The organism is Herbaspirillum sp. GW821-FHT09A12 (genome assembly GCF_059418325.1).
The window spans coordinates 42,782-65,723 of sequence record NZ_JBWKPR010000002.1; the positions used below are offsets into that span (position 1 = coordinate 42,782).

At 53.0% G+C, this 22,942-nt stretch carries 17 protein-coding genes, 1 tRNA gene and 1 pseudogene; 13 read left to right on the forward strand and 6 right to left on the reverse strand.

The annotated features are described in order from the left end of the window. Positions 1 to 100 precede the first annotated feature (100 nt). From AC07N6_RS05415 to AC07N6_RS05425, 3 genes are read left to right on the forward strand one after another with little or no spacing between them, the layout of a single operon-like run. The gene (locus AC07N6_RS05415; protein WP_494779301.1) at positions 101 to 2,431 is read left to right on the forward strand and encodes a tellurite resistance TerB family protein; all 2,331 of its coding nucleotides are present in this window, start codon (positions 101 to 103) and stop codon (positions 2,429 to 2,431) included. Continuing rightward, positions 2,428 to 3,726: an ATP-binding protein gene (locus AC07N6_RS05420; RefSeq protein ID WP_494779302.1), complete on the forward strand. Its 1,299-nt coding sequence runs from the start codon at positions 2,428 to 2,430 to the stop codon at positions 3,724 to 3,726. The genes AC07N6_RS05415 and AC07N6_RS05420 overlap by 4 nt, the downstream gene beginning before the upstream one ends. A gap of 2 nt (positions 3,727 to 3,728) precedes the next feature. Continuing rightward, the gene (locus tag AC07N6_RS05425; RefSeq protein WP_494779303.1) at positions 3,729 to 5,942 is read left to right on the forward strand and encodes a DEAD/DEAH box helicase; all 2,214 of its coding nucleotides are present in this window, start codon (positions 3,729 to 3,731) and stop codon (positions 5,940 to 5,942) included. 47 nt (positions 5,943 to 5,989) lie between these two features. Here the strand turns inward: AC07N6_RS05425 and AC07N6_RS05430 are convergent, their stop codons facing one another. The 3 genes from AC07N6_RS05430 to AC07N6_RS05440 are packed head-to-tail and all read right to left on the reverse strand — an operon-like array spanning position 5,990 to position 10,198. Further along, on the reverse strand, positions 5,990 to 6,862 hold the full coding sequence (locus tag AC07N6_RS05430) for a hypothetical protein (RefSeq protein WP_494779304.1): 873 nt from the start codon (positions 6,860 to 6,862) through the stop codon (positions 5,990 to 5,992). Next, positions 6,859 to 8,535, reverse strand: a complete 1,677-nt coding sequence (locus AC07N6_RS05435) for an ATP-dependent nuclease (protein ID WP_494779305.1) — start codon at positions 8,533 to 8,535, stop codon at positions 6,859 to 6,861. The genes AC07N6_RS05430 and AC07N6_RS05435 overlap by 4 nt, the downstream gene beginning before the upstream one ends. Before the next feature lie 40 nt (positions 8,536 to 8,575). Further along, a complete protein-coding gene (locus tag AC07N6_RS05440; RefSeq protein ID WP_494779306.1) occupies positions 8,576 to 10,198 on the reverse strand; it encodes a DUF6035 family protein in 1,623 nt (540 codons plus the stop codon). Between the two features lie 739 nt (positions 10,199 to 10,937). Between AC07N6_RS05440 and AC07N6_RS05445 the strand changes: the two genes are divergently transcribed. The 7 genes from AC07N6_RS05445 (at position 10,938) to AC07N6_RS05475 (ending at position 15,599) form a co-directional block, all read left to right on the forward strand. Further along, positions 10,938 to 12,266, forward strand: a complete 1,329-nt coding sequence (locus AC07N6_RS05445; RefSeq protein WP_494779307.1) for a tyrosine-type recombinase/integrase — start codon at positions 10,938 to 10,940, stop codon at positions 12,264 to 12,266. Then, positions 12,263 to 12,751, forward strand: a complete 489-nt coding sequence (locus tag AC07N6_RS05450; RefSeq protein ID WP_494779308.1) for a hypothetical protein — start codon at positions 12,263 to 12,265, stop codon at positions 12,749 to 12,751. Before AC07N6_RS05445 ends, AC07N6_RS05450 begins: the two co-directional genes overlap by 4 nt. A gap of 109 nt (positions 12,752 to 12,860) precedes the next feature. Further along, entirely contained in the window at positions 12,861 to 13,103 is a 243-nt protein-coding gene (locus AC07N6_RS05455) for a helix-turn-helix transcriptional regulator (RefSeq protein WP_494779309.1), read from the forward strand. Between the two features lie 106 nt (positions 13,104 to 13,209). Beyond that, complete coding sequence (locus tag AC07N6_RS05460; protein WP_494779310.1) at positions 13,210 to 14,643, forward strand: AAA family ATPase; 1,434 nt, start codon at positions 13,210 to 13,212, stop codon at positions 14,641 to 14,643. A 139-nt stretch (positions 14,644 to 14,782) separates the two neighbouring features. Further along, entirely contained in the window at positions 14,783 to 14,989 is a 207-nt protein-coding gene (locus AC07N6_RS05465; protein ID WP_494779311.1) for a hypothetical protein, read from the forward strand. Between the two features lie 11 nt (positions 14,990 to 15,000). Beyond that, the gene (locus AC07N6_RS05470) at positions 15,001 to 15,288 is read left to right on the forward strand and encodes a hypothetical protein (RefSeq protein ID WP_494779312.1); all 288 of its coding nucleotides are present in this window, start codon (positions 15,001 to 15,003) and stop codon (positions 15,286 to 15,288) included. Between the two features lie 2 nt (positions 15,289 to 15,290). After that, entirely contained in the window at positions 15,291 to 15,599 is a 309-nt protein-coding gene (locus AC07N6_RS05475; RefSeq protein ID WP_494779313.1) for a hypothetical protein, read from the forward strand. A 47-nt stretch (positions 15,600 to 15,646) separates the two neighbouring features. On the opposite strand, the gene AC07N6_RS05480 is transcribed toward AC07N6_RS05475, so the two are convergent. After that, entirely contained in the window at positions 15,647 to 16,258 is a 612-nt protein-coding gene (locus AC07N6_RS05480; RefSeq protein WP_494779314.1) for a hypothetical protein, read from the reverse strand. A 97-nt stretch (positions 16,259 to 16,355) separates the two neighbouring features. On the opposite strand from AC07N6_RS05480, the gene AC07N6_RS05485 reads away from it, so the two are divergent. Next, positions 16,356 to 16,592: a helix-turn-helix domain-containing protein gene (locus AC07N6_RS05485; protein WP_494779315.1), complete on the forward strand. Its 237-nt coding sequence runs from the start codon at positions 16,356 to 16,358 to the stop codon at positions 16,590 to 16,592. 115 nt (positions 16,593 to 16,707) lie between these two features. Here the strand turns inward: AC07N6_RS05485 and AC07N6_RS05490 are convergent. Next, a tRNA-Ser gene (locus AC07N6_RS05490) sits at positions 16,708 to 16,797 on the reverse strand. A 170-nt stretch (positions 16,798 to 16,967) separates the two neighbouring features. Further along, a complete protein-coding gene (locus tag AC07N6_RS05495) occupies positions 16,968 to 18,899 on the reverse strand; it encodes a sensor histidine kinase (protein WP_494779316.1) in 1,932 nt (643 codons plus the stop codon). A 350-nt stretch (positions 18,900 to 19,249) separates the two neighbouring features. On the opposite strand from AC07N6_RS05495, the gene AC07N6_RS05500 reads away from it, so the two are divergent. Together AC07N6_RS05500 and AC07N6_RS05505 are read left to right on the forward strand one after the other, a co-directional pair. After that, the gene (locus tag AC07N6_RS05500; RefSeq protein ID WP_494779317.1) at positions 19,250 to 19,960 is read left to right on the forward strand and encodes a response regulator transcription factor; all 711 of its coding nucleotides are present in this window, start codon (positions 19,250 to 19,252) and stop codon (positions 19,958 to 19,960) included. A 340-nt stretch (positions 19,961 to 20,300) separates the two neighbouring features. Further along, a pseudogene (locus AC07N6_RS05505) lies at positions 20,301 to 22,940 on the forward strand (ESPR-type extended signal peptide-containing protein); the annotation flags it as partial. Between the last annotated feature and the right edge of the window lie 2 nt (positions 22,941 to 22,942).

Sequence of the window (22,942 nt, forward strand, 5' to 3'; positions counted from 1 at the left end):
TGCGAGAAGCCAGTCCCAGTTCTTAAAAATTAACTAAAATAGCCTCGCGCAACTTAATTGTTTTGCTTGCGGAAAAGAAATATTAAAAAGAGAGGGGTAAATGGAGAGCCAAAAAGGATTTCCAATTTTGGGGGCCATTATTTTTGCTGCCATGGCGATCGTTGCTTTGCTGGGGGATGCGCCAGCTGGTGTATGGATGTTGATTGGTATTTTGTGGTTTGCCTACTGGCTTGTGCGAGGTAAAACGACAAACGCCAAAAAGGAGCAAGAACAGGCTAAGCCAGTCATTCCTCAGCCGCCTGTGTTTAGGCATCAACCATCTAAGCTGACCGTGGCCACCCGCCTGGAAAGTCCAAAGTCATATCCGATTCCATCACCTCCGGAGAGCTTGAAAATGCCGGCGAGATGGCTCTCGAAGAGAGAGTCTATTGATGTTGCTGGCATCAGAATCTCTGAAGGAATGATTTATGTGGGGTCTGGCCTGAGCGCGCATTCCGCAAGAACTGAGCCGGCGCTCATTGATCCCGCCAAAAATGTCTCGCGAAATAAAGGCGATTTTACTGAGCGGCTGATGAGTTATTGGCCAAGCTATACAGATATCTCTGCGGAGGCTCGACGCGCTTATTTACGGTGGCTCGCCGATGGGAAAAAGCACCCCAAGGCGGATATTGGATATGTCTTCCTCTATTTTTATGGGCTGGAGCGTCGCGCAATTTATGACGCACAATATGATGCCGAGGCAGCTGCCGATAGGGACGAGATCGCTTTCGAGGTCAGGAGGCTGATTGACATCTATGGGAATGAACCGAACTCTTTCAATAGTTATGCGCATCAGTTGCTGCAGTTTATTAAGCTATCCGGCATAAAAGAAAAGCTCTATCTGCAGCCTTTACCTGCTTTGGAGCATACCTATCAGGTGCCGTATCTCTTGCGCCTGGCACTTGGACAAGCAGCAGTTGATGGAGTCGGTGTGCCTGCGCACTTGGCGCTTGCTTGGGTAGAACATGAGCCTACTATCTCAAAACGAACACCCATCATTCGCTGCAATGAGGAGTTCAGGAAGCTCTTTGAGCTAAAGTATCGGAAGAAATATAGCGAGGGAATGAAGTTATCGGTCAATCGCACCAAGCTCAAACTAAGCTACACCCCGGCATCTGCTGGTTTGCGTAGTTATGTGGACAGCCTCGATCTGCGGTTTGGCGACATTCCGGATGTCGCAGCGCTCACAGGGCCGCCAAAGAAGTTGCAGGCAATTGTCGATGATTGCGCAGCTGATTTGGATGCCTACAGTCGCTTCTTGGGGCGCAGCCCTGATAAAAGAGAGTCACTGGAGGCTGCCATCTTGCTTCCCGTGGCGCTGTGGTCAGATTTAATGCGCAATGCGTTAGGCACGCTCAAAGAGCGGGTCATGGCTGACGTACAGATGCTGACATTGTCTGAACTGACCCAAATCTTCAAGAGTGTCGAAGCACCTAATCGGGAGCGACTTGTGGCGCTGGCGCGAGCATTGGAAGCCGAATGCATTTGCATGGAGCCAGATGTGTTGGCCGGCGCCAAAATTCCAAAGTCGGATGAAAAATTAATTCTCTTTTACTGCGACCCAACGACAATTGAGTCGCGCGATAGCGCAGCCTATAAGTCGGCGCTAGTCACATTGGAACTAGCAGCAGGTGTGGCTTCCGCAGATGGGGATTTTTCCGACGCTGAGTTACAGCACCTCAATGCAAGTATTGATAAGTGGCAGCACTTAACGACATCAAGCCGGCTTCGACTTAAGGCCCGGGTACGGCTGTTAATGGCAGCACCAGTTCCGCTTGCTACCCTTAAAAAGAAGATCGAGCCGTTGGATTCACCTGCAAAGGTGGTAATTGCTTCTTTCGCCGCATCATTGGTGCAAGCGGATGGCCATGTTTCCGCAGATGAGATCAAGTTCCTGGAGAAGGTTTATAAGCTGTTGGATGTAGACCCGAAACGGGTGTATAGCGATGTGCATCAGGCGGTCACGTCTGAATCGGGAAGCGAAAAGAAAACGAGTGAAGCTGATGCCAACTTCAAACTTGATTCTGCCCGCATTGCGGCGCTTCAACAGGATTCTGCTCATGTGGCCGCACTGCTATCCAATATTTTTGTAGAAGACGATCCTGTTGTTGCGCCTGTGGTGTCAGAAGCAATCAGTGATGAAGAGGCACCTGCAGATGCGGCGCTTTTGGGGCTCGACGAGGCGCATTCGGCGTTCGCGCGGTTGTTGATGTCTAGAGCAACGTGGGCGCGCGACGAATTGAACAATTTGGCGTTAGATTTGGATTTGATGCTTGATGGTGCGCTCGAGCGCGTGAATGAGGCCGCGCTCGATATGTATGACGTTCCTTTTGCCGAAGGCGATGACCCCATTGAAGTCAATCCAGAGCTTAATGAGAAGGTGATGCAATGACAGCAACAATTCGACCTAAAGACCGTGATGCGATTATTCAGTCGCTACGCGCAGGTGTGGTGCCGCGTACGGGGCAGCATCTTATCCAGGTGGGGCGAAAAAATGAGCTCGAAACATTGGTCCGAGATATGGATCGTGTTGCCGATGGCGGTTCCTCTATTCGTTTTGTGATTGGTGAGTACGGTGCAGGAAAGACCTTCTTTCTGAATTTGATTCGTGCTGTTGCAATGGAAAAGAAGCTCATTACGGCAAATGCTGATTTGAATCCGGATCGCCGCTTGCACGCTACCGGCGGGCAGGCACGGTCCCTTTATGCCGAATTGATGCGCAACATCTCGACGCGAACTAAGCCTGAAGGTGGGGCTATGACCGGTATCGTCGAGCGTTTTATTGCCACAGCAAAGACCGAGGCGATCGCTGCAGGCAAGTCGACGGAGGCCGTTATTCGTGAAAAATTGGAGCAATTGACCGAAATGGTGAATGGCTTTGACTTTGCAGATGTGATTGCTGCCTATTATCGTGGGTTCGAAGAAGGAAATGAGGCGCTGAAGGCGGATGCCATTAAGTGGCTTAGAGGGGAATTCACCACCAAAACAGACGCTCGCCAGGCACTCGGCGTGCGCACGATTGTGGATGATGCCTCGTTCTACGATCAACTTAAGCTGTTTGCACGATTTGTCCGGCTGGCTGGCTACGCAGGATTCTTGGTGTGCCTGGATGAGCTAGTCAACCTCTATAAATTGGCCAATACCCAAGCTCGCAACGCGAACTATGAGCAAATTCTGCGTATCTTGAATGATTCGCTGCAGGGTAATGCAGTGGGCCTTGGATTCATCATGGGCGGTACGCCAGAATTCCTGATGGATACGCGTCGTGGCCTTTACAGCTATCCGGCGCTACAAAGTCGCCTAGCTGAAAATACGTTCGCTAAAGCAGGCCTAGTGGACTACAGTGGCCCAGTCGTCCGTCTTTCGAGCCTCACCCCAGAGGACTTTTATGTCTTGCTTGTGAAGTTACGGGATGTCTATGCCTTTGGCGATCCTGCCAAGTTTCTGCTGCCCAATGAGGCCGTTGCTCCCTTTATGGAGCATTGTTCGAAGCGGATCGGGGACACCTATTTCAGAACACCAAGGACGACGATTACTGCGTTCATTAATTTACTCGCTGTCTTGGAACAAAATCCTGGCTCAGATTGGCGCGATTTGCTTGGCGTCTTGGATGTGGCGCCAGATCAAGGCGGGCACGCCGATGCAGAGATCGAATCTGATGATGAATTGGCTTCTTTCCGCCTATAGCAATGAGCAAAGAAGAAACTTCATCCTCATTTTCGTTATTAGATACCCTGATACAGCGTTGGATTTGGGGCGAGGGATGGACTGAACTGCGAGATGCTCAGGAGCGCGCCATTCCTGCGATCTTGGACGGAAAGCAAGATGTCATTATTGCTGCGACAACTGCGTCCGGGAAAACAGAGGCGGCTTTCTTTCCCGTGTTGACCGAGATGCTGCGCGATGAGAAGAGCTGTGGTCTTACTGTCTACATCAGTCCGCTGAAAGCGCTGATTAATGACCAATTTGATCGGCTCACGCGTTTGTGTGAAATCTTGGAAATACCTGTTTTTCCTTGGCATGGCGACATCACGTCGTCGTCGAAAAATCGCTTTTTGAAGAGACCGGAAGGGGTTTTGCTAATTACGCCAGAATCTCTTGAGGCGATTCTTTGTAACAAGGGATTCAGGGTGCGTGAGCTCTTTACGGGCCTGAAGTATTTTGTCATCGACGAATTGCATGCATTTATCGGGTCTGAGCGCGGTAAGCAGCTTCAATCCTTGATGCAACGTATCGATAATGCCATTGGGCACAAAGCCCCTCGTATTGGTTTATCCGCTACCTTGGGCGATATGGGGTTGGCAGCAGACTTTTTGAGGCCTTCCGGCGGTGCTGCGGTCGAGATTATTCATTCTGCATCGAGTGGCGGGGAATTGCAGGTGATGATTAAGGGGTATATCGAGCCGGCCGTGTCCAGCGATACCGAGGGGGAAACCGTATCGTTGCCCAGTCCCAGTGAAGCATCAATTGTTCAGCACCTGTTCAGAGTCCTACGAGGCTCTAATAACCTTGTATTTCCGAATTCCCGGGCGAAAGTCGAAAACTATACCTACGCCCTGAGGAAACTGTGTGAAGCCGAGAAAATTCAAAATGAATTTTGGCCACACCATGGCAGTCTTTCACGAGAAATACGTGAAGAGACGGAGCGTGCATTAAAAGCAAAAGATAGATTTACGACCGCAATCTGCACAAACACCTTGGAATTGGGTATTGATATTGGTGCGGTAAAAAGCATTGCTCAAATCGGGCCACCACCTTCTGTGGCAAGCTTGAGACAACGACTTGGGAGATCCGGCCGCAGGAAAGGTGAGCCAGCGATCCTGCGTGGATATGCCATTGAGAGCGAAATCAACGCAAGATCGCATGTGATGGTGCAGTTGCGTGAAAGCCTGTTTGAGATGGCTGCAATGGTCAGCCTGTTGCTTGATCACTGGTTTGAACCGCCTCAATCCAATGGACTGCACATGTCAACCCTGGTGCAACAGATCTTATCCCTGATCTCTCAGCATGGCGGCGTGACTGCGGGCCAGGCACATAAAGAGCTGTGCGATTGCGGACCATTTAATGGTGTTAGCAAGACAGACTTCATCGAACTGCTACGACATCTGGGGCAGAATGAATTGATTCAACAGGATAGTTCGGGACTTCTCTTGCACGGAAAAAAAGGAGAATTACTTGCGAATCACTACACGTTCTATGCTGCCTTTGCGACGGAAGAAGAGTTTCGCATTATCTCCGGCAGCCAAACATTAGGATCTTTGCCCGTATCCACCTCGGTCAGTATTGGTGACTTCATTTTATTTGCCGCTCGGACGTGGCGCATTGAAGCAATAGACGAAGAGGCAAAGACAATTCATGTCGTGAAACATATGACAGGTGTTGCTCCTTCATTTGAATCGACCGGTGGGCGAGTTCACAATCAAGTGAGAAAGAAGATGCGTGAACTATATGCTGGTGACGAACCGATCCGATATTTGGACCAGACTGCATCTCGATTGTTAGAACAGGGCCGGCAAACCTACCGTCGATTTGAGTTGAACACACAGAAAATTGTAATGTCAGGCGGATCGACGGCTTTGCTATTTACGTGGCTTGGAGATGGCGCTAACGAGGTCATTGGTGCGATGTTGCGTCGCTATGGGCTAACACCTGCGCTTTGTGGTCCTGCAATTGAGCTTCATGGTACCAAAGAGACGCTGGATAAGATTCCGCAGCTCCTGGCTGAACTCTCTACGGCACCAACGCCGACCGCGGAATCTGTTTTATCGCACACCCTTAATCTTGCACAAGAAAAGTGGGATTGGGCCCTGCCAGAAAATTTGCTCAAAAAGTCATTTGCTAGCTTAAGATTGGATATCGACAGCGCATATCAATGGCTCGTGTCTAATGGTAAGGCGCGCTAGTGCTATTTTTATTCCGTAGTACGAAAGCTTTACGTTGAATTGATAAATTAGTCCGGAATAATTTGACCGCCGCGAAGCCCGTTGACGCGTTCAACGATATATCGAATTACGTCGTCCGACAGCAATACCCCCTCGTAGACCATCGAATCCCAATTGTTGGGGGTTCCCAATTCAGCATTCTTAGCCGTAGCATGCATTCGGATTGCAGTACGCACAACAACGTCATCGACAACGCCAGGAGTGAATTGCAATATTGGAAAAACATTCTCAGGGGTGCGTCGAATAGCAGCCCATTTTGCGGTTACCCATTCAAGTACACGCGTTTTCTTTAAAATCTCATCGACGTGAAAATTAACGGCGAGATCGCCGGAATGAGTTGCAAATATTTTAATTTCTATGTCAGGTGCGTCTAGATCTCCGCTGAACTGGATGTAGACAAGAGGCTCGCGCAAGATAACATCGTAATAGGGATGTAGGACCCGTGCTCCTCGCGCCGCCCCTTTGAAGGTGAGCTTTTTAAATCCATTGCAATCGCAAGCGGGAACGAGATTACGTGTAAAGAAAGAATACTCCGGATAGGTCTCTTTCGGAGCGACGTGATCCACCTGCGATGGTTTTGAGCTGCCACACATGGGGCAAACGAGAGGAGATACTTTATCTCGGATGTCATTGATGACAGCCAGATCGTTTGGCTGAGTTGTATAGTGCTTTCTTAGACCTGCAGCAAGTTCTGCGGACAACGTAGTCAATGGGCCTTGCATCCGCCACGCATCCCCTCGTGCCTCTGTGTATTGAATGTAACCATTTAATACGTCTGCGAGTCTTTCTTGAAGAGCAGGGTAGCTATCGACGCGATTGTTTTGAGAAATCAGATTCAGCGTGTTTTGATCGTCATGGTCCAATGGAGCAATGTATTTCATTCATCGTCTCCACCCGGCTCTTGCTCTAGCTCGTTCAAGCGTCGAGCAACATACATTTCTGCTTCCGTTGATAGCTCCGATCGCAGTTCCGTGCGCCAGTCGCTTTGCTTATTCTTCTTCACTCGCAAGGCCAATACTTCAACAAGCCGGCTGGCAGTATCGTCACCAAATACGAAATTTGAGATTGCACCTACATCGGCACCAAACGTCTTGAGACGGGGCTGAATTATTTCTATCCTCCCGTTCTCTTCCTGCAGAACATGAACTTGGCTTGTCGGGACTTCTTTAACAAAATAGGCCGAGTGGGTTGCAATGATTGCAATTGACCCAGAGAGCTCAAGTATTCGGTTGATTATCGCTACTAGATCCGACACCAAATTTGGATGCAGATGCGTTTCGGGCTCGTCGATCAATAGGAGCGAACCATTTTCAATATGCAAGCAAAGTTGCGCCGCTAGTCGCACAAAGGATAACTGGCCGCTACTTAATGGGACGTATTGGGTGGCAATTCTGCGCACTAGCTGCCCACTGAGATCAAGATTTCTTGCCGAGTCTAGGCGCCTTTGCTCTCCACCACCTCTTCGCAACTGATCGATATAAATTACTTGTGATAACGGCTGCTCAGCCTCCTCATCTTGCAAGTACGACTTCGGAACGACGCACAACTCCTCATAGGGCATGACCTGAGAGATAGCCGTTTGAAAGATGTCCCAGCGCGCTTGGCTTCCAATGCCAATATGGGTACGCGCCAGCTGCAAAATGACCTCAGGAAGAGTTTGTCCGTCGGTGGTGTCGCTTTTTTCTCCCGGTGCTGCTGATAGGCGAAGATAGTTCTGGCGAGAAGATTCGAGTGGGACCTGCGGAAAAGTGGCTTCAGTCTCTCCGGGAGTACATACTGCAATGATCCTACTTAGTTTAGGACGGCCGTTTTCCTGATCGGTAAAAGAGTCGCTGGCATCCAAAGCTGATCGCACCAGACGATTCAATGCCTGGCTTTTTCCCACCCCGTTTTTGCCTATCAACACGGCCATTCTTTTAGGTATGAGCTTTTTCGTGTCGAATTTAAAAGAAAACTCGTGATTATTTGAAAAGCCGGTCAATTGAAATTTTAATTTTAGTTCTGCTGGACTAGCATGAAGATCCTCGGCATGGAGGCCTGCGAGGATAGATTTTGCATTGTAGTAGGAAAAAAAGCTGTCGGACTCGCGCATCATTGAATGTGAAAACGCTTCCTTCTTCTTAGCGAGTTGTACCCAGCCTGGCACTGGCTGCACGCGGCGCACTGCGACCATGTCATTTAGCGCTAGTAAGATATCTTCCGCAAATTCCACACCTTGCTCTGTGACGAGTAGGCGGTAAGGGTCCATCCCAAGCTGCATAGAAAAGAACTGCGGTAGCTTAAATGCAGGTACGAATACGCCACTTTCTTTCTTTATTAGATCGCGAAGAAAGGTAGCTTCGTGCTCACTTGTCTTTGTATCTAAAAAGGCAAGGCTAAATTTCTTTGGGCCAAACGGCTTCTCTCCCAATACTTCAAATTCAAAATATGTATGATGACCAAAATCGTTCCAATTGTCTGTGGACGGATATATCAGAATACCCTCAGTTGGCTTGAGCTCTTCCGGCAGTGACGAAGAGGAAAAAAAGGCTTGGATCTTATTACGTTCTGGCATAGGTTTTTTGATTTCTATTTTTTAATAATTGTGTTTTCGCTTACTGCTTCATCTCGCGTAGTTCAGGGAAAAGATAGTTAATCAAAGGATCCAAATCGCGATTTTGTATGAAGCCTTGTTCCTGCCTTCGTGTTTTGTATTCAACGATGTGACGATAGCAAGACGATCCTGGCTGGAGAGCTCTCAAGTCTATCTCTCGCTTGTAGGCTCTGATTGCGAAGGCGAAATAGCGATAGTACTGACGATAGCTATTGAATATTAGGTTCTCTACCGAACGAAGATTGTCGAAATCCAGCCCAATTACATTTCCTTCGCGTAGAGAATAAAGCGCGCAGAGAAGTTGACGATATTCGTGCGGCAGCCGCTTCGGCATTTCAATATGGAGAGAGGGGCACGCTGTCCATAGTGCACGAGCGTAGTAGTGCCATACAGCTGATTGGCAATGTTCTTTGTCTTCATCTATACCAGCGCGAATCCAGAAATTACCGAATTGATTTGCTGTGTCAAAACCAGACCACGGCATTCCATATTTGGATATCAAAGCGCGAAACTTGCTCTCTTCCCGATTTTTGAATTCTTCTTTTGCTTGAGCGATGGCCGCTTGGGTGGCTGTCACAGTTTTAGGTACGTTTTTCTTAGCAAGCCTTTCCTCCTGCTCAAGTCGCGCGAATCGCATTACATCTGATTCCGGCTCAGTATGTTCCTGGTAGCGCTTGCCTGAAGCTAGAAATGCATCGACGCCTTGATCGTGCTCTTCTCGCAGACGAGCTTTGCTGACTTCCAGATCTATCTGCAGCTGCTTTAATGCAGCGCCGTAGTCATAAAAGTAGATGCGTTGGTTTTCGTAGTCAGATTGAAGTTGAGAAAGCGTAACTTCTTGCTCTTTCCATTCATGAATAATCGCGCCGCGGCTGATAGAGGGGACTTGCCAGCTGCACATCAGGTGAAGTTCGCCGTTTTTGACCGACCGATCGACAGTTTCTTGCGTTAGGTAGAACAAATTTGAGTTGTTGTTATAGAAAACGTCGCGTTCTGTGAAGCGCATGGCATCTTCTACGATTACTTCTTCAGCGAAAATCCATAACAGCAGTCCTCCATTTCGCTGATAAAACTCGCGCCGGCCAGCCACCACGGTCAAAAATGTCGTTGATAGTTGAATCTCGAGGGCGAGGAGCTTTCCGTTCCATGAAGCTTGGACGTCGGGACGGCGCCAGCTTCGCCAATCTCCACTGGTTGAGCGTACAACCGACTCTACAAGAACAGACTCATTGGGAATTGATTTGTCTGCAAGCAAAGAGGCTTGCAACATGGCTTTAATTCTGCGATGGCGTAAAGATTCTTTGGCGCCATCGTACTTCATCGCATTGATTTTCTCAGGGCTGAGATCGTTCTTATATCGGTACGGGCATTCAGCGTTAGGGTTATCTGGATGCCGAAAATAGAAAGTCCGATTCAAGTGAGCGCGAACGCTTACCGGCGCCAAGCACAATGGGCAGTGATATTTCGATGTGCCACCACGTAGCCGCGATAGCTCGTCGGCCATGCGCTGTTGATGCTGCGCTGCGTTGCCTTTGGAAAATATTGCTTCAACTGGGTAGATGCGACCGGTCTCAAGATCGATAACCTCAGGTATTGTAGGTTGATTGGAGCTAGAATTCGACACGGCGCAAAACACTCACTCAGGATCGTCTATAGAAGACACGAGACTGAAGATACAGTCTATTAACGTTATCGAGCTGCTGAAAAATAACCAAGCCTCGCTCATAAGTAGTTATTTCACGGAATTTTTTCCAAACATCTGTAGATCCAAGGCCGTTTTTCATCAGCCGCTTATTCATTCAGAAGGAAACATTGAATAAGAATTTGAATGAGGCAATAAAAGTATCAAATTTAGTCATTGTTAGCATAAAAAATTATTAGATGACGATTACTTAATGGGCCTTTGGCTGATGAAAAAGACGAAGCTTCGCTTAAATGCCGTGTTTGGATCGGGATGGACGGTGAAGGGCGTAAGCCCAGTGTTTTTACTGAAGGGTATTGCTCGCAAGATGTATGCAGTTGAACTGGATGATCGATGAGTTCAATTGGGCTCGCGAATGCTATCGCACAGTATTGACCGCCGAGGATGCTAACCAAGGCATATGTTGACCCAATTGAACCAATAATAATTTATGGGTTAAATTATGGGGAGAAATGAAAAACGGGCCGCAAGGGCCCGTTTTATCAATGTTTCTGGCGGAGGCTGTGTCCCCTAAGTATTCGTCCGATAACATTCCGTGAGATTCTATAAATTCATTATTAAACAATGACTTACGACATTTAACTGTGTAATGGCATCTTGTTGCATCCATTGGAATCCGCTATTCTTTGTGGGACGGTATGATGGACAGACAGAGGTGGCCATGCCCAAAAAGGCAAAAGAACTATCCGCGCTGGCGGTTGCGAAACTAAAGACCGAAGGACGGTACGCTGTAGGCGGCGTCGATGGCCTGCACTTTCGCATTGCCGGAGGTTCCCGCGCATGGGTCTTGCGCGTAGCGGTCGGAACCCGCCTGAACGGCGCTGGCAAGCCCGTAGTGCATCGCCGGGACATAGGGCTAGGCAGTTACCCCGAAGTATCGTTAGCCGAAGTGCGCGAAAAGGCCCGCGAACTGCGTAAAGACGTTCGGTCGGGCGTTGACCCACTGGAAGCCAAGGAAGCTGAATGGCGCGCGAAGCTGGAGGCCAAAGCCGAGCACGACCGCCGAAAGACCTTCAAAGAATGCGCCGAAGTCGTTATCGGGCAGAAAGCCGACGAACTGCGTAACGTTAGGGCAATCGCGCAATGGCAATCGACGCTTGAAACCTACGCCTATCCCTTCCTGAACGACGGTCGGAAAATCGACGAACTTACGCGGCATGACGTAGCGAAGGCACTTGAACCCATCTGGCAGACGAAGCGCGAAACGGCGTCGCGCCTTCGCGGACGTATCGAAGCAGTGTTCACTTATGCTCGCAACGAAGATGCCTACAAGGGCGACAACCCAGCGTCATTGACCTTCGTTCAGCACGCGCTAGGCAAACAGAAGAAGGATGCCAAGGAAAAGCAACCGGCATTGCCGCATAAGCTAATGGGTGTCTTCATGGCCGCACTTCGCCAACGCGAAGGCATATCGGCCCGCGCTCTTGAATTCGCCATCCTGACTGCCGCACGGTCGGGCGAAGTGCGCGGCGCAACGCGGGACGAAATCGACTTCGAAGCGAAGACATGGACAGTTCCGGCCAGCCGCATGAAGGCCAAGCGAGAACACGTCGTTACCCTGTCCGCCGAGGCTATAAAGCTGCTTGAAGCCCTGCCGCGTATTGTGGGCATCAATCTATTGTTCCCGGCCCCGCGCGGCGGAGAACTGTCGGACATGGCGCTTACGAAGACCGTTCGCGACATGCATGAAGCCGAAACGAAGGCTGGCCGGCCCGGCTGGATTGACCCGAAATCGGGTCGCGTTGCCGTCGTGCATGGGTTCCGGTCGGCGTTCCGCGATTGGTACAACGACGAAGGCTACAAGCACGGCCATACGCGGGAAGCCGCAGAAATCGCCCTTGCCCACACGGTAGGAAGCGCCGTCGAACAGGCATACAGCCGTTCCGATATGCGCCAAGCTCGCCGCGCGATGATGCAGGATTGGGCGGGCTACTGTGCCAAGATCGCCGCAAGCAGCGTCGTCGCCATGCCGAAGCAAGAGGCCGCATGATGATGAACCGCATAACGAAGATTGCCGAACTGCTGCGTACCGTGGATTCGAATCCGGATTCCGCAGTCGCACTACTGGAGATTGCTGCCGACTATCTGAAAAGCCGTGAACCGATGCCCGACGCGCTGGCCAACTACTTGGCCGACGCCTTCCGGCAAGCCGTCAGAACGAAGCCGCCGAAGAACGGTAAGCGCATCGAAGACGAGCGTATCAATCAGCTTGCGCACGGCCTTTACATGAAACGCAGCCCGGACGGCGGCGCACCGCGCAAAGATGTGGGCGACGTAGCATTGACCGTTGCAGTCTTTGGCGATGCCGTGTCCGAAACTAAATTGAAGAAAAATCTTGCGGAGGCTTACGCCGTAAGCGAAAGTACCGCCCGCAGTCGCATCAAAGATGCGAAAGTCGAACTTAACGAAGCCAGTGAAAAGATACGCGAAATACTGGAATCGAACGAAGTTAAAAGCGTAGTCCGACCGCGATAAATCATCGGACGCAGCACGACGGCGGGGTTCAAATATCCCGCTTTGTTTTTGAACAGCCTCCCCCAAGACCATGGCACCTGTCGTTCAGTTAAATCTAACAGGGTGCAATATGACTTCTTCACTTCTGCGGCTTCCTGCCGTCATGTCTGCCACGGGCTTGACCCGCAGCACGCTTTACCTTCGCATCAAACAGCGGCTTATGACGCCCCCGGTCAAGTTGGGCGAACGTTGTGCCGCATGGCCTGAAAACGAAGTCGCCGCCATCAACACCGCCCGCATTGCCGGGAAATCCGAAGCCGAAATTCGCGAACTTGTGGTGCGGCTTGAACAGCAGCGCACGGCGAACGCGTAATGGCGGATGAAATATCCTCCAAAATTCACGAATTTATAAGTGCTACGGGGACGAACGATCAATTTGTCGCCTATATATGCCCACAAGAGAAATGAAAAATTGACCAATGGCACCAGAAGCCCATCAGCAAGCGCCGAACTTCGGGTTTGCCCCATCGCCTGACGACGAACAGGCAACAATGCACGAAATTCTGTCGCACCTTGCGTCAAAGAAAGAAGATGACGTGCGGATGGTCGCCGCCGCTCTGAAGACGCATGGCGCGAAGTTCGAAGAAGTCTTCTTAGAATGGGCGACGCCTTACGGACGGTACAAAGCGAAGGGATTGTGGGCAAAGGTCAAGGCCGACCCCGACGCGATAACGGAAGTTATCGAGAGGCAGGTCGCAGCCCTCGCCAAGAAATCCCGCTTCAACCCAATTTCAGCGACTATCGTCGAAGCTACGCCATCGCTGAACTGGCGCGTCAAGTATGTTTTGCCCGCTACAGGCATCGCGGCAATCTATGGCGCGTCGGCGTCTGGCAAGTCTTTTGTGGGCTTAGAACTCGCCGCAGCCATTGCCGAAGGCGCGCCGTTCTTCGGATATGCAGCAAAGCCCGCCGCCGTGCTTTACATCGTCCTTGAAGGGGAGGGCGGCATACGCGCCCGCGTCGTTGCATGGCAGCGCCACAAAGGCCGCGTTATGCCAGCGGGCATGCGGTTTTTGCTGCAACCGTTCCGCCTGAATGAGCCGCAGGACGTGGGCGAACTCGCCGCAATGTGCCCGCCCGGTTGCGTCGTGTTTATCGACACGCTGAACCGTGCCGCGCCGAATATTGACGAAAACAGTAGCAAGGACATGGGGGGCGTCATCGAAGGGGCGAAGACGCTTCAGCACTTGATCGACGGGCTTGTCGTTCTCGTTGCCCACACTGGTAAGGATGGCGCGAAAGGGCTTCGAGGGCATTCAAGCTTGTTCGCCGCGCTTGATGCCGCCATTCTTGTCGAGCGCAACGGCGACGCTAGAAGCTGGAGGGTTGATAAGGCCAAGGACGGGCGCGACAGTGAAACGCATTTCTTCCGCCTGAACATCGTCGAAGTCGGTATGGATGAAGACGGTGACTTAATTACTTCGTGCGTCGTGACGCCCGATAGCGCTGTCCCAACTAAGGGCGAAAAACCGCTTACCGCAAATCAGAAAATGGCCCTTGAATCCTTCCGTGAAGCCGCAGGCATTAACGGCGGACTTGATGAAGAAGGCAAGTTCAATGGCCTGCATTTGATCCGCTGGCGTCCGATCTTTTATCGCATGAGTCCCGCAGATTCAGACACGGCGAAGAAAAAAGCTTTCGAACGTGCCCGTAAAGACTTGATTGAACTTGGCCGTATCGAAGTCGAAAACAACATTTACCGGCTGTCGGGCGATACCGCTGCAATCGAAGAAAAGTACATCGCAGATGTTCTGAAAGCGGAACGCGACAAGGCGACACGGCAGCGACAATCCTGCGACATGTCGCGTGTTGCAAGCTTGACTTTGGGGACGACAGCGACAACACCCCTTTAGGGGTGTCGCATGTCCCCGGTGATGCAATGGAAGATTTTTACTTTCTAGGAATGAGGAAAACGAAATGGTTATGTGTCAACACTTCGAAGACGTACACGCACTAATCAAAGAACAAAGTTGTGTCGCTAACTTGATCGCAATGGAAGCGATGAAGCTAACACAGCTCGTAAGCGGAAGCGATGCGCAAACGATTGACACGGAACTGTTGCGTACGTTGACCGCGCTAGTCGTTAAGGCGCTGGACATTGACGAAATGCGTATGGAATACCAGCAGCGCGAACGGCAACGGTCTGTCAATCAGCAAATCGACGTATCCATACAGCGGATGCAGACCAATCGTTTTTGAGGCGTACCCACATGAAAACCGCAACCAATTTACATGACGACGGCTGGCAAACCCGCGTAAACATTGAAGATAACGTGGAACCTCCCCCCCTTGCAGAAAAAAAGGTGTACGCACGCGCCAAGCTGGCTAGCGCGACGGACGTAAGCCGAGAACTTGCTAAGCTGTATCGCGAAGCGCGCGGCGGACGTATCAAAGTCGAAGACGCATCGCGTTTGGCTAACATTCTTGCGATTCTCTCCCGCATCCTTGTCGACAGTGATTTGGAGGCACGTATCGGTGCCTTAGAGCTAAGGGGCTGAAGATGGCAAATGCGCGATTGAAAAGTCGAATCGCTATGTTGGAGCGAAAGAGAAATGGGAAGCCACGAGTTGCGCGCATCGCGGTTGAATACCGAGTGGATGTTAATGGTGCTGTTATTGAGCCATCGATTATTTTGTGGGCGCAACAAGTCGCCTCTGGCGAGATTAATGCTGAATTTACATTTCTTGAGCCATATAGGGGACTTCTCGCCCCTTGTATCATTCTTATTCCGACGTACGGCAGCGTTGATGAATGGGAAGTTGCTGCTCAAAAGCAGCAGCGAAGGATTTTAGCGTTGGCTCGTAGCTGAACAAGCGAGCCAACTGGATTAGATAAATTACCGGGGCTAGAGATTTTCTAAATCCCCGAAGGATCAATTCCGATATTTTTTAGCGCATTGACAAAGGACTCATCCAGTTCAACATCGCCAGTAGTGGACGCGGCTTGGTTCATCCCGACTATACGGTAGCGGATATGTTTTCCTTTCAGCATTTCTTTGAGAATGCTCCTGGCTTTTTCGCCAGTCGCAGCAGTATACGGCGACATAATTTTTGTTACGTTGGTCATTGCTTGCGCTTGGAATTTGGCTATGTCCACGCCTTTTACTTCGGTGTTTTGTGAAAGAACTGGGGGACTATTGGGCATTAAATAGATAGGCGTTTCATCTGGTGTGATTGTCCATGCATTGTTCGTGTCGATACGAATTTGTACGGTGCCAGTCGGGACTCTAAATCGTCCGCCAGAGCGAAGGCCGACAAATATTTCACCATTTTGAATGCCGACGAATGGGTAGTATTTTAGAGAACTCGTAACTATAGAGTTTCCAGCCTTCCAATTGCCGATGGTGACCATTTTTGTCGATACATCAGTAAATTCATCGATATTCTCAGCACTCTTCCAGCGTTCTCCTGCACAGCCTGTGAGCAGTCCCATTAATGCTAGCGAAGAAAATACTGTTTTTATACGCATGCTTCCCCCAAGTTGATTTGATTGATACGTGCCTATAGGCCGTGGACTATAGGCTACATGAAAACCATGCTCATGACCTATGGTGAGCGCGGAAATTATGGAAGTGGGTCAAATTTTTGGGGAAGTTTTGCGACGGTATAGATCAAAGCAAAACATTTCGCAGGAAGAACTCGCCTTCCAGTCGGGAGTAGATCGAACATTTATTTCTCGTTTAGAGCGCGGTTTGCGCCAACCCACACTTACGACATTGATTGGTATAGGACTGGCACTAGACATCTCCGCTGCGGACTTGGTGAGGGAGGTGGAGAGAGAATATTTACAGCGGCGAAGATAATCGCGGTTGTATGAAGTCAGAGAAATAAAAAAGCCCACAAGCGAAATCGCATTGTGGGTTTTTTTGTGGGACAAAATCAAAAATGAATCGTAAGTCTTTGATTTTATTGATCTTGTGGCGGAGGCTGTGAGATTCGAACTCACGGACGGGTCACCCCGTCGGCAGTTTTCAAGACTGCTGGTTTAAACCACTCACCCAAACCTCCTTGGCTGGCGGATGCCTGCTGCGGGGCAGGTATCGCGAGGGGCGCATTATACATCACTTGCGCCGCGCCAAAACCTTTCCGGGTTGCCGCAGCCTGTTCACGCTCCCGCCGGGAGCCGGCCGCATGATCGTGGATGAGGGAAGGCCAGGCTGGCCGCTTGCCCGAAAAATCTAAGCCGCGCCACAATTTGCCGTACACCACACACGAGAACCATCGACCCGCGGCAGCGATATCCTGATTTCCAGCCCATGCGGGAACATATTCGCCACGCCCACTCCGCCGCCGTGGCGTTCTGCAATCTGCCGCACCAGATACAGGCCAAGGCCGCTGCCCTTGGACTTGGCATTGCGTCCGCGCCGAAAGCGCGTGAAGAGTTGCCCCAGTTCGTCTTCCGGTATGCCGTTGCCGTTATCGCGGATGACGATATCTATCCATTCCGGCCGGTTGACCGCGACCAGGGTGACCAGGGTTCCCGGGGCGGTATGCACGACGGCATTGGTCATCACATTGGCGAGCATCATCTGCAGCCATAATTCATCGCCGGCGACGTACAGGTGCGGGGCGGCGGGCTGGATCAGCAGCAAATGTTCCGTGGCGATGCGCTGGATGCGTTTTGCCGCATAGTCGATGATGTCCTGCAGCGGGATCGCCGGTTTCGAGAAAAAGGCGCCGGACGATTCGAAGCGTTCGATCACCAGGCATTGTTCGACGATGTGGATCAGCTCGGCCACGGCGCGTTGCATTTGTTGCAAGCGTCGCGGGTGCGCCGGACTCTGGGCATGCAGCCCGGCTTCCAGGACGCCCAGCGGCGTGCCGAAATCGTGGGATACGGTCAGGAAGAATTGCCGCTGGCTTTCCCATGCCTCCCTTTCGGTTTTCAAGGCTTCCGCCAGTTTGTCGTGCGCCACCGACAGCTCGCGCTCAATGATGCGGCGCCGGGAAATCTCGCTTTCCAATGCCTGCGTGCGCCGGGTGACCTTGATTTCCAGGCTGTGTTCCGAATGCCGCAGGTGCCTGACCAGGTCGGCTTGCGCGCGCTTGCGTTCTTCGCGCATCGTTTTGACTTGCCGGATGACCGCCAGATTCATCAGGATGACGTGCAAATAACTGGAAAAGGGCAAGATATTGCGCGAAATGCTGTTGCCTTCGATCAGGCCGGCATTGTGGGCGACAAAAACCAGCGCGCTGATGATCTGCACCAGAAACGCGCCTAAATAATAATGCGCGGCGGTTTCGCCTTTTTTCAGCAACATGCCGCTGATGATGCAGGTGAAGATCACTTGCGCAAAGTAGACGGCCTGGATCAGCGGCGAGGCGATCTGGAATGCGCCGCTCAAGGCAATCAGCGAGGCGCCGACGGCCAAGCCCCAGGAGATGTTGATGTAATAACGAAACGACTGCGGATAATGCAGTTCCGCGCGCGCCACGCGCAGCATTTCGGCGCTGAAGCCGATGCCCAAGGCCATGCCCACCCCCAGCAGCGGATGGAAAAAGGGCAGCGGCAGCCATGTCGCGGCAAAGCCCATGCTCAGAAATTGCGACAGTGCCGTGCCGGACACATAAAACGCATACACCAGATAAAGGCGGGTTTTGAGGTACAGGCCGAAGATGGCATTGGACAGGGCGGTGATAAACAGTCCGCCGAAGAAAATGCCGAACAGCAGGCCTTCCCATACTTTGGCCGCCGCAAACGCCGGCGGCCGCCACAAGGTGGCGAACAAGGCGCGGGTGGTTTTCGTCTGCAGCAGAACATACAGGCTCTGATGCTGCTCCCGCTCGTCGATATCGAGGAAGAACACCGGATTTCTATAGGCCAGGTCGCGTGTGGCGGGCGGCACCTGGCTGCCGGCCTCTTCATAAGAATAGGAACCATTCGCGTCCTTGCTGTAGAGACGGACCGAATTGACATAGGCCGGGCCGAGCTCCAGCCACCAGCGTCCACGGCCGCCGTGCGCGACCGTCAAATCGATGCGCAACCATAGCGGGCCGCCGAAGCCGGCTGCCAGGTCTCCCGAGACGGGCTTGAATTGATGGCGATATTCGGGAGTGGCGAGCTCTTCAGGAGTGAGTGTTTTGCCGGCAGGATCGAAGACCGACATCATGCGCGTCAGGTTGATTTGTTGGGTCTTTTCATTGAGGGGAGAGGCTGTCGCTGTCGAGTGAAAAAACGAAAAAAACAACAGCAAGGACAGTTTTTTCAGCACGTCTTTAAATGAATTGTGTATTTGTGAATTTTTGTAAATTTTCAGGGGATTCTTTTTCTGTATAAATAGAAAAAAAAGAAAAAAAATTCTTGTAGTAAATGGCAAATACACATTGGTAAAGTTTCTAGTTTTCTCTTTGGTGAGAAGATCGGAGGCACTTTACCACCTCTTTCTTTAACCGGCCGAAGCCAGATTTTTTGCAAGGAATCACATTATTTCTTCCCTATAAACCTAATAGAAGGTTTGACGTGAACATTCTTGTTATCGAAGACCACTTAGATTGGCGCGATATGATGATTGACCATCTTTCCAGTCATGGCTTGTCCGTACGTGCAGGGGGGACATTGCGGGAAATGAAAGATGCGTTGCAAACGCAGATGCCGAATATTCTGATTCTCGATCCTACGCTGCCGGACGGGAATGCCTTGCCGGAATTGGCGGATCTGCGCCAGCGCTTTCCATCGATGGGCATCGTCGTCGTCACCGGCCGCATCCAGATGCAGGATCGGGTGCGCAGCCTGGGCAGCGGCGCCGATTATTACCTCACCAAACCGCTCAAGCTGCCGGAATTGTCGGCCACCCTGACTGCGCTGTCGCGCCGTTTGCGGACGGGAGCCGGGGCCGCCGCTCCGGTCGAGGTTTCCTGGAAATTCGACCGCAAGACCGGCAGCCTGAGCGGTCCGGAAGGCATCACCCTCACATTCACCGATCGCGAAAGCAGGATCTTTTCGGCCTTGCTGGAAAGCCCGCATTTTCCTATCAGCAATACCCGTTTGCTGCAAGTGCTGGGGGTATTGAGCGATCGGCTCGACACGCATCGCGTCGATGCCCTGGTGTACCGGATTCGCCAGAAGTTGCGGGCCTTGCCGGGCGTGCCGATCGGCATCCGCAATATTTATAGCGAAGGATATATCTGCACGCACACCAACGCGATCGATTTCGTCCAGATCGCGGAATGAGCCAGGCAAGCGTTATTTGAATGCATCCCTGGCAAGGCAGGACAATAAAAATCGAAGCTTGCCAGAAATAGCTGCATTGCGCAGCGTTGTCGCATCGGTCCGCAGCAGAGCGTTGCTGCGCCGCCAGAACCGATGCCGCAGAACCGCCGGACGCGGGCCGCTTGGCCCGACGTACGTCCGGCGATAACTTGGGGGGAGTATGTCCACCAATAAGTCAAATGCGCCATGAGCCAGTGACAAGGTAGTTCTGATCTAAAAAACGAGGCGAGTTGAACGGTATCGGAGGCCAGTCCTGCCCGATAGGGGATAACTCACGCCCGCGAATTGATAAGGGGTGACAATGAATCGCATATTCCACACCATCTGGAGCCATGTCTGCGGCACCTGGGTAGTCGCATCCGAGCTGACATCGGCCAAGGGCAAGCGCAACAGTGGAGGGCGCAGCGATGGAGGAGCCGGAAACCGGACGGCAATAGCCGGACTCCGGCTGCTGCCCCTGGTTGCGGCGCTGGTCGCCGGGGCCGGGTTCAGCGTTCCTACCTCCGTCTATGCCGCAACCTGCATCCAGGGCGACGCGATCTCAACCTCATCGGCGCTGGGCTCCGGCGGCGCCGCACCGGCCACATGCGGCTCATGGTCGATTGCGATCGGCGCCGGCAGCGGCGCCACGGCAAACAATTTCGGTATCGCCATTGGCGATGCGTCGAATTCGACAGGTACGAACTCGGTGGCGATTGGCCGGCAGGCGACGGCAACCGCAGGTCAGACCTCGGCGTTCGGTCAGGGCGCCCAGGCCACCGCGGCTGGCGCCACTGCCATAGGTAACAGCTCCGTGGCTGCTGGGCAGAACTCCTTTGCCGGCGGTTTGTCTGCGTCAGCCACCGCCGCTGCCACCAATGGCGTGGCCATTGGCACTTCCGCTACCGTCAGTGCCGCCGGCGCCGTTGCTGTCGGTGTCAGCGCCGTCGGATCGGGCGGCAACGGCGCGGCAATCGGCAACGGTGCGGCGGCATCGGGTAGCAATTCAGTGGCGGTCGGCTTTAATTCGGTCGCTTCAGGGGTGACTTCCTCTGCAATGGGCGCGGGCGCCCAAGCTGCCGGCACCGGGGGCGCGGCGGTTGGCAACGACACAAGGGCGACCGGCAACTACTCTTTTGCCGGCGGCGGCGGTAGCGGCGGGGCCAATGGCCTTGGCGCCCAGGCGCTGGGAACCGATTCGGTCGCACTGGGCCGGGCGGCTGCCTATAACCAGTCTTCCATCGCGATCGGTGCGGCTTCGGTTGCGGGCGTTTCGGGGTCGGGTAGCGTCGCCAATGATGTCGCTATCGGCAATACGGCCAAGGCGACCGGCGGCAATTCCTTCGCGGGCGGTAATGGTGCTACTGCGTCAGGGGGCAATACCACTTCTATCGGTACCGGCTCCAAAGCCACCAGCGGGCAAGACTCGGCTTATGGCGCCAGCGCGAATGCGTCAGGCGGCGCCAGCACTGCCATCGGTAATAACGCAACAGCCTCGTCCACCCAGGCTGCCGCCATCGGTTATGCGGCAATCGCATCAGGCAGTTACTCATTTGCTGCTGCGGCCAGCGCCAATGCCTATGGCAATCAAAGCGTGGCGATAGGCAATAACGCCGTTTCCGGCGTATCGGGCAATGCGGGTGGCTTTCAATTTGACGTAGCGGTCGGTAACAGCGCGAAAGCAACGGGTGGCAGCAGTGCGGCGATTGGCGCGAGTGCGACGGCGAGCGGCGCCAATGCATTTGCCGGCGGCCCGAACGCAACTGCTTCCGCCGGCCAAACCGTGGCGATCGGAGCCCAGGCGAATGCTTCTGCCGGTGCCGGCGTAGCGGTCGGCAACAATTCTGCCGCATCGGGTATCGCATCGGCCGCCCTTGGCTATGGCTCCGCTGCATCGGGTGCTTATTCGTTCGCGGGCGGCAATGCAACCGCTTATGGCGATCAAGGCATCGCCGTCGGCAAGAGTGCCGTGGCCGGTGTATCGGGGTCATCGACGACGGTCGTCAATGATGTCGCCATCGGCAATACAGCCAAGGCGACCGGTGGCAACAGCACGGCGATCGGCGCTAATGCATCGGCAAATTCTGCCGGCACGGTAGCCGTAGGGTGGAATGCCAAAGTGACTGGTGGCGGCAATACTGGTGGGGTAGCGATTGGCCAGTCCGCTGTCGCCGTCGATACCTCGACGTCGATTGGCGGCGGCGCAGTCTCTGCGGCTAATGCGATTGCGATCGGCGCCTGGGGTTCGTTTGCGACACAGGCCAGCGGAGACGGTTCCATCGCCATGGGCAATAGCGCTGTCGCGTCGAACCAAACCTCCATCGCCATCGGCCGCCAATCGACAGCTTCCGGCAGCGGCGCCATTGCGCAAGGCCAGGGCGCGACCGCCAGCGGCAGTGGATCGCTGGCGCTGGGCGGCGCCATTGGCGGCTTTGGCGCGACGGGCGGTGCGGTTTCTTATGGCAACCAAAGCATCGCGATAGGCAATAGCGCCGTGGCCGGCGTATCCGGTTCGGCAACGACGATTACCAACGATCTCGCCATCGGCTATACCGCGAAAGCCACCGGCGGCAATTCCCAGGCTTTCGGCGGCGGCGCCACTGCCTCGGGCAGTTTCTCTACTGCTGTGGGCGCCAGCGCCAGCGCCAGCGCGCTGTTTGCCAATGCCTTCGGCAACAACACGATTGCGTCGGCCCAGGGGACGACGGCCGTTGGCACCAGCGCCAAGGCGACAGCCCAGGGCGACACGGCGATTGGCGCCAACAGCGTGGCGGCGGGCGGCAATTCCTTTGCCGCCGGCCAGACTGCGGCCTCCTATGGCCAGCAAAGCATCGCCATCGGCAATAGTTCGGTGGCCGGCATTTCCGGCTCGGCGGCGACGATCGTCAACGATGTCGCCATCGGCAATACGGCCAAGGCGACCGGCGGCAATTCCGTCGCCATCGGCAATACCGCCGTCGCCAA

Excerpts from the sequence above, each read along its gene's own strand:
- AC07N6_RS05415 (WP_494779301.1), top strand. The coding sequence starts at position 101 with ATGGAGAGCCAAAAAGGATTTCCAATTTTGGGGGCCATTATTTTTGCT.
- AC07N6_RS05420 (WP_494779302.1), top strand. The coding sequence starts at position 2,428 with ATGACAGCAACAATTCGACCTAAAGACCGTGATGCGATTATTCAGTCG.
- AC07N6_RS05425 (WP_494779303.1), top strand. The coding sequence starts at position 3,729 with ATGAGCAAAGAAGAAACTTCATCCTCATTTTCGTTATTAGATACCCTG.
- AC07N6_RS05430 (WP_494779304.1), bottom strand. The coding sequence starts at position 6,862 with ATGAAATACATTGCTCCATTGGACCATGACGATCAAAACACGCTGAAT.
- AC07N6_RS05435 (WP_494779305.1), bottom strand. The coding sequence starts at position 8,535 with ATGCCAGAACGTAATAAGATCCAAGCCTTTTTTTCCTCTTCGTCACTG.
- AC07N6_RS05445 (WP_494779307.1), top strand. The coding sequence starts at position 10,938 with ATGCCCAAAAAGGCAAAAGAACTATCCGCGCTGGCGGTTGCGAAACTA.
- AC07N6_RS05450 (WP_494779308.1), top strand. The coding sequence starts at position 12,263 with ATGATGATGAACCGCATAACGAAGATTGCCGAACTGCTGCGTACCGTG.
- AC07N6_RS05455 (WP_494779309.1), top strand. The coding sequence starts at position 12,861 with ATGACTTCTTCACTTCTGCGGCTTCCTGCCGTCATGTCTGCCACGGGC.
- AC07N6_RS05460 (WP_494779310.1), top strand. The coding sequence starts at position 13,210 with ATGGCACCAGAAGCCCATCAGCAAGCGCCGAACTTCGGGTTTGCCCCA.
- AC07N6_RS05465 (WP_494779311.1), top strand. The coding sequence starts at position 14,783 with ATGGAAGCGATGAAGCTAACACAGCTCGTAAGCGGAAGCGATGCGCAA.
- AC07N6_RS05470 (WP_494779312.1), top strand. The coding sequence starts at position 15,001 with ATGAAAACCGCAACCAATTTACATGACGACGGCTGGCAAACCCGCGTA.
- AC07N6_RS05475 (WP_494779313.1), top strand. The coding sequence starts at position 15,291 with ATGGCAAATGCGCGATTGAAAAGTCGAATCGCTATGTTGGAGCGAAAG.
- AC07N6_RS05480 (WP_494779314.1), bottom strand. The coding sequence starts at position 16,258 with ATGCGTATAAAAACAGTATTTTCTTCGCTAGCATTAATGGGACTGCTC.
- AC07N6_RS05485 (WP_494779315.1), top strand. The coding sequence starts at position 16,356 with ATGGAAGTGGGTCAAATTTTTGGGGAAGTTTTGCGACGGTATAGATCA.
- AC07N6_RS05495 (WP_494779316.1), bottom strand. The coding sequence starts at position 18,899 with ATGATGTCGGTCTTCGATCCTGCCGGCAAAACACTCACTCCTGAAGAG.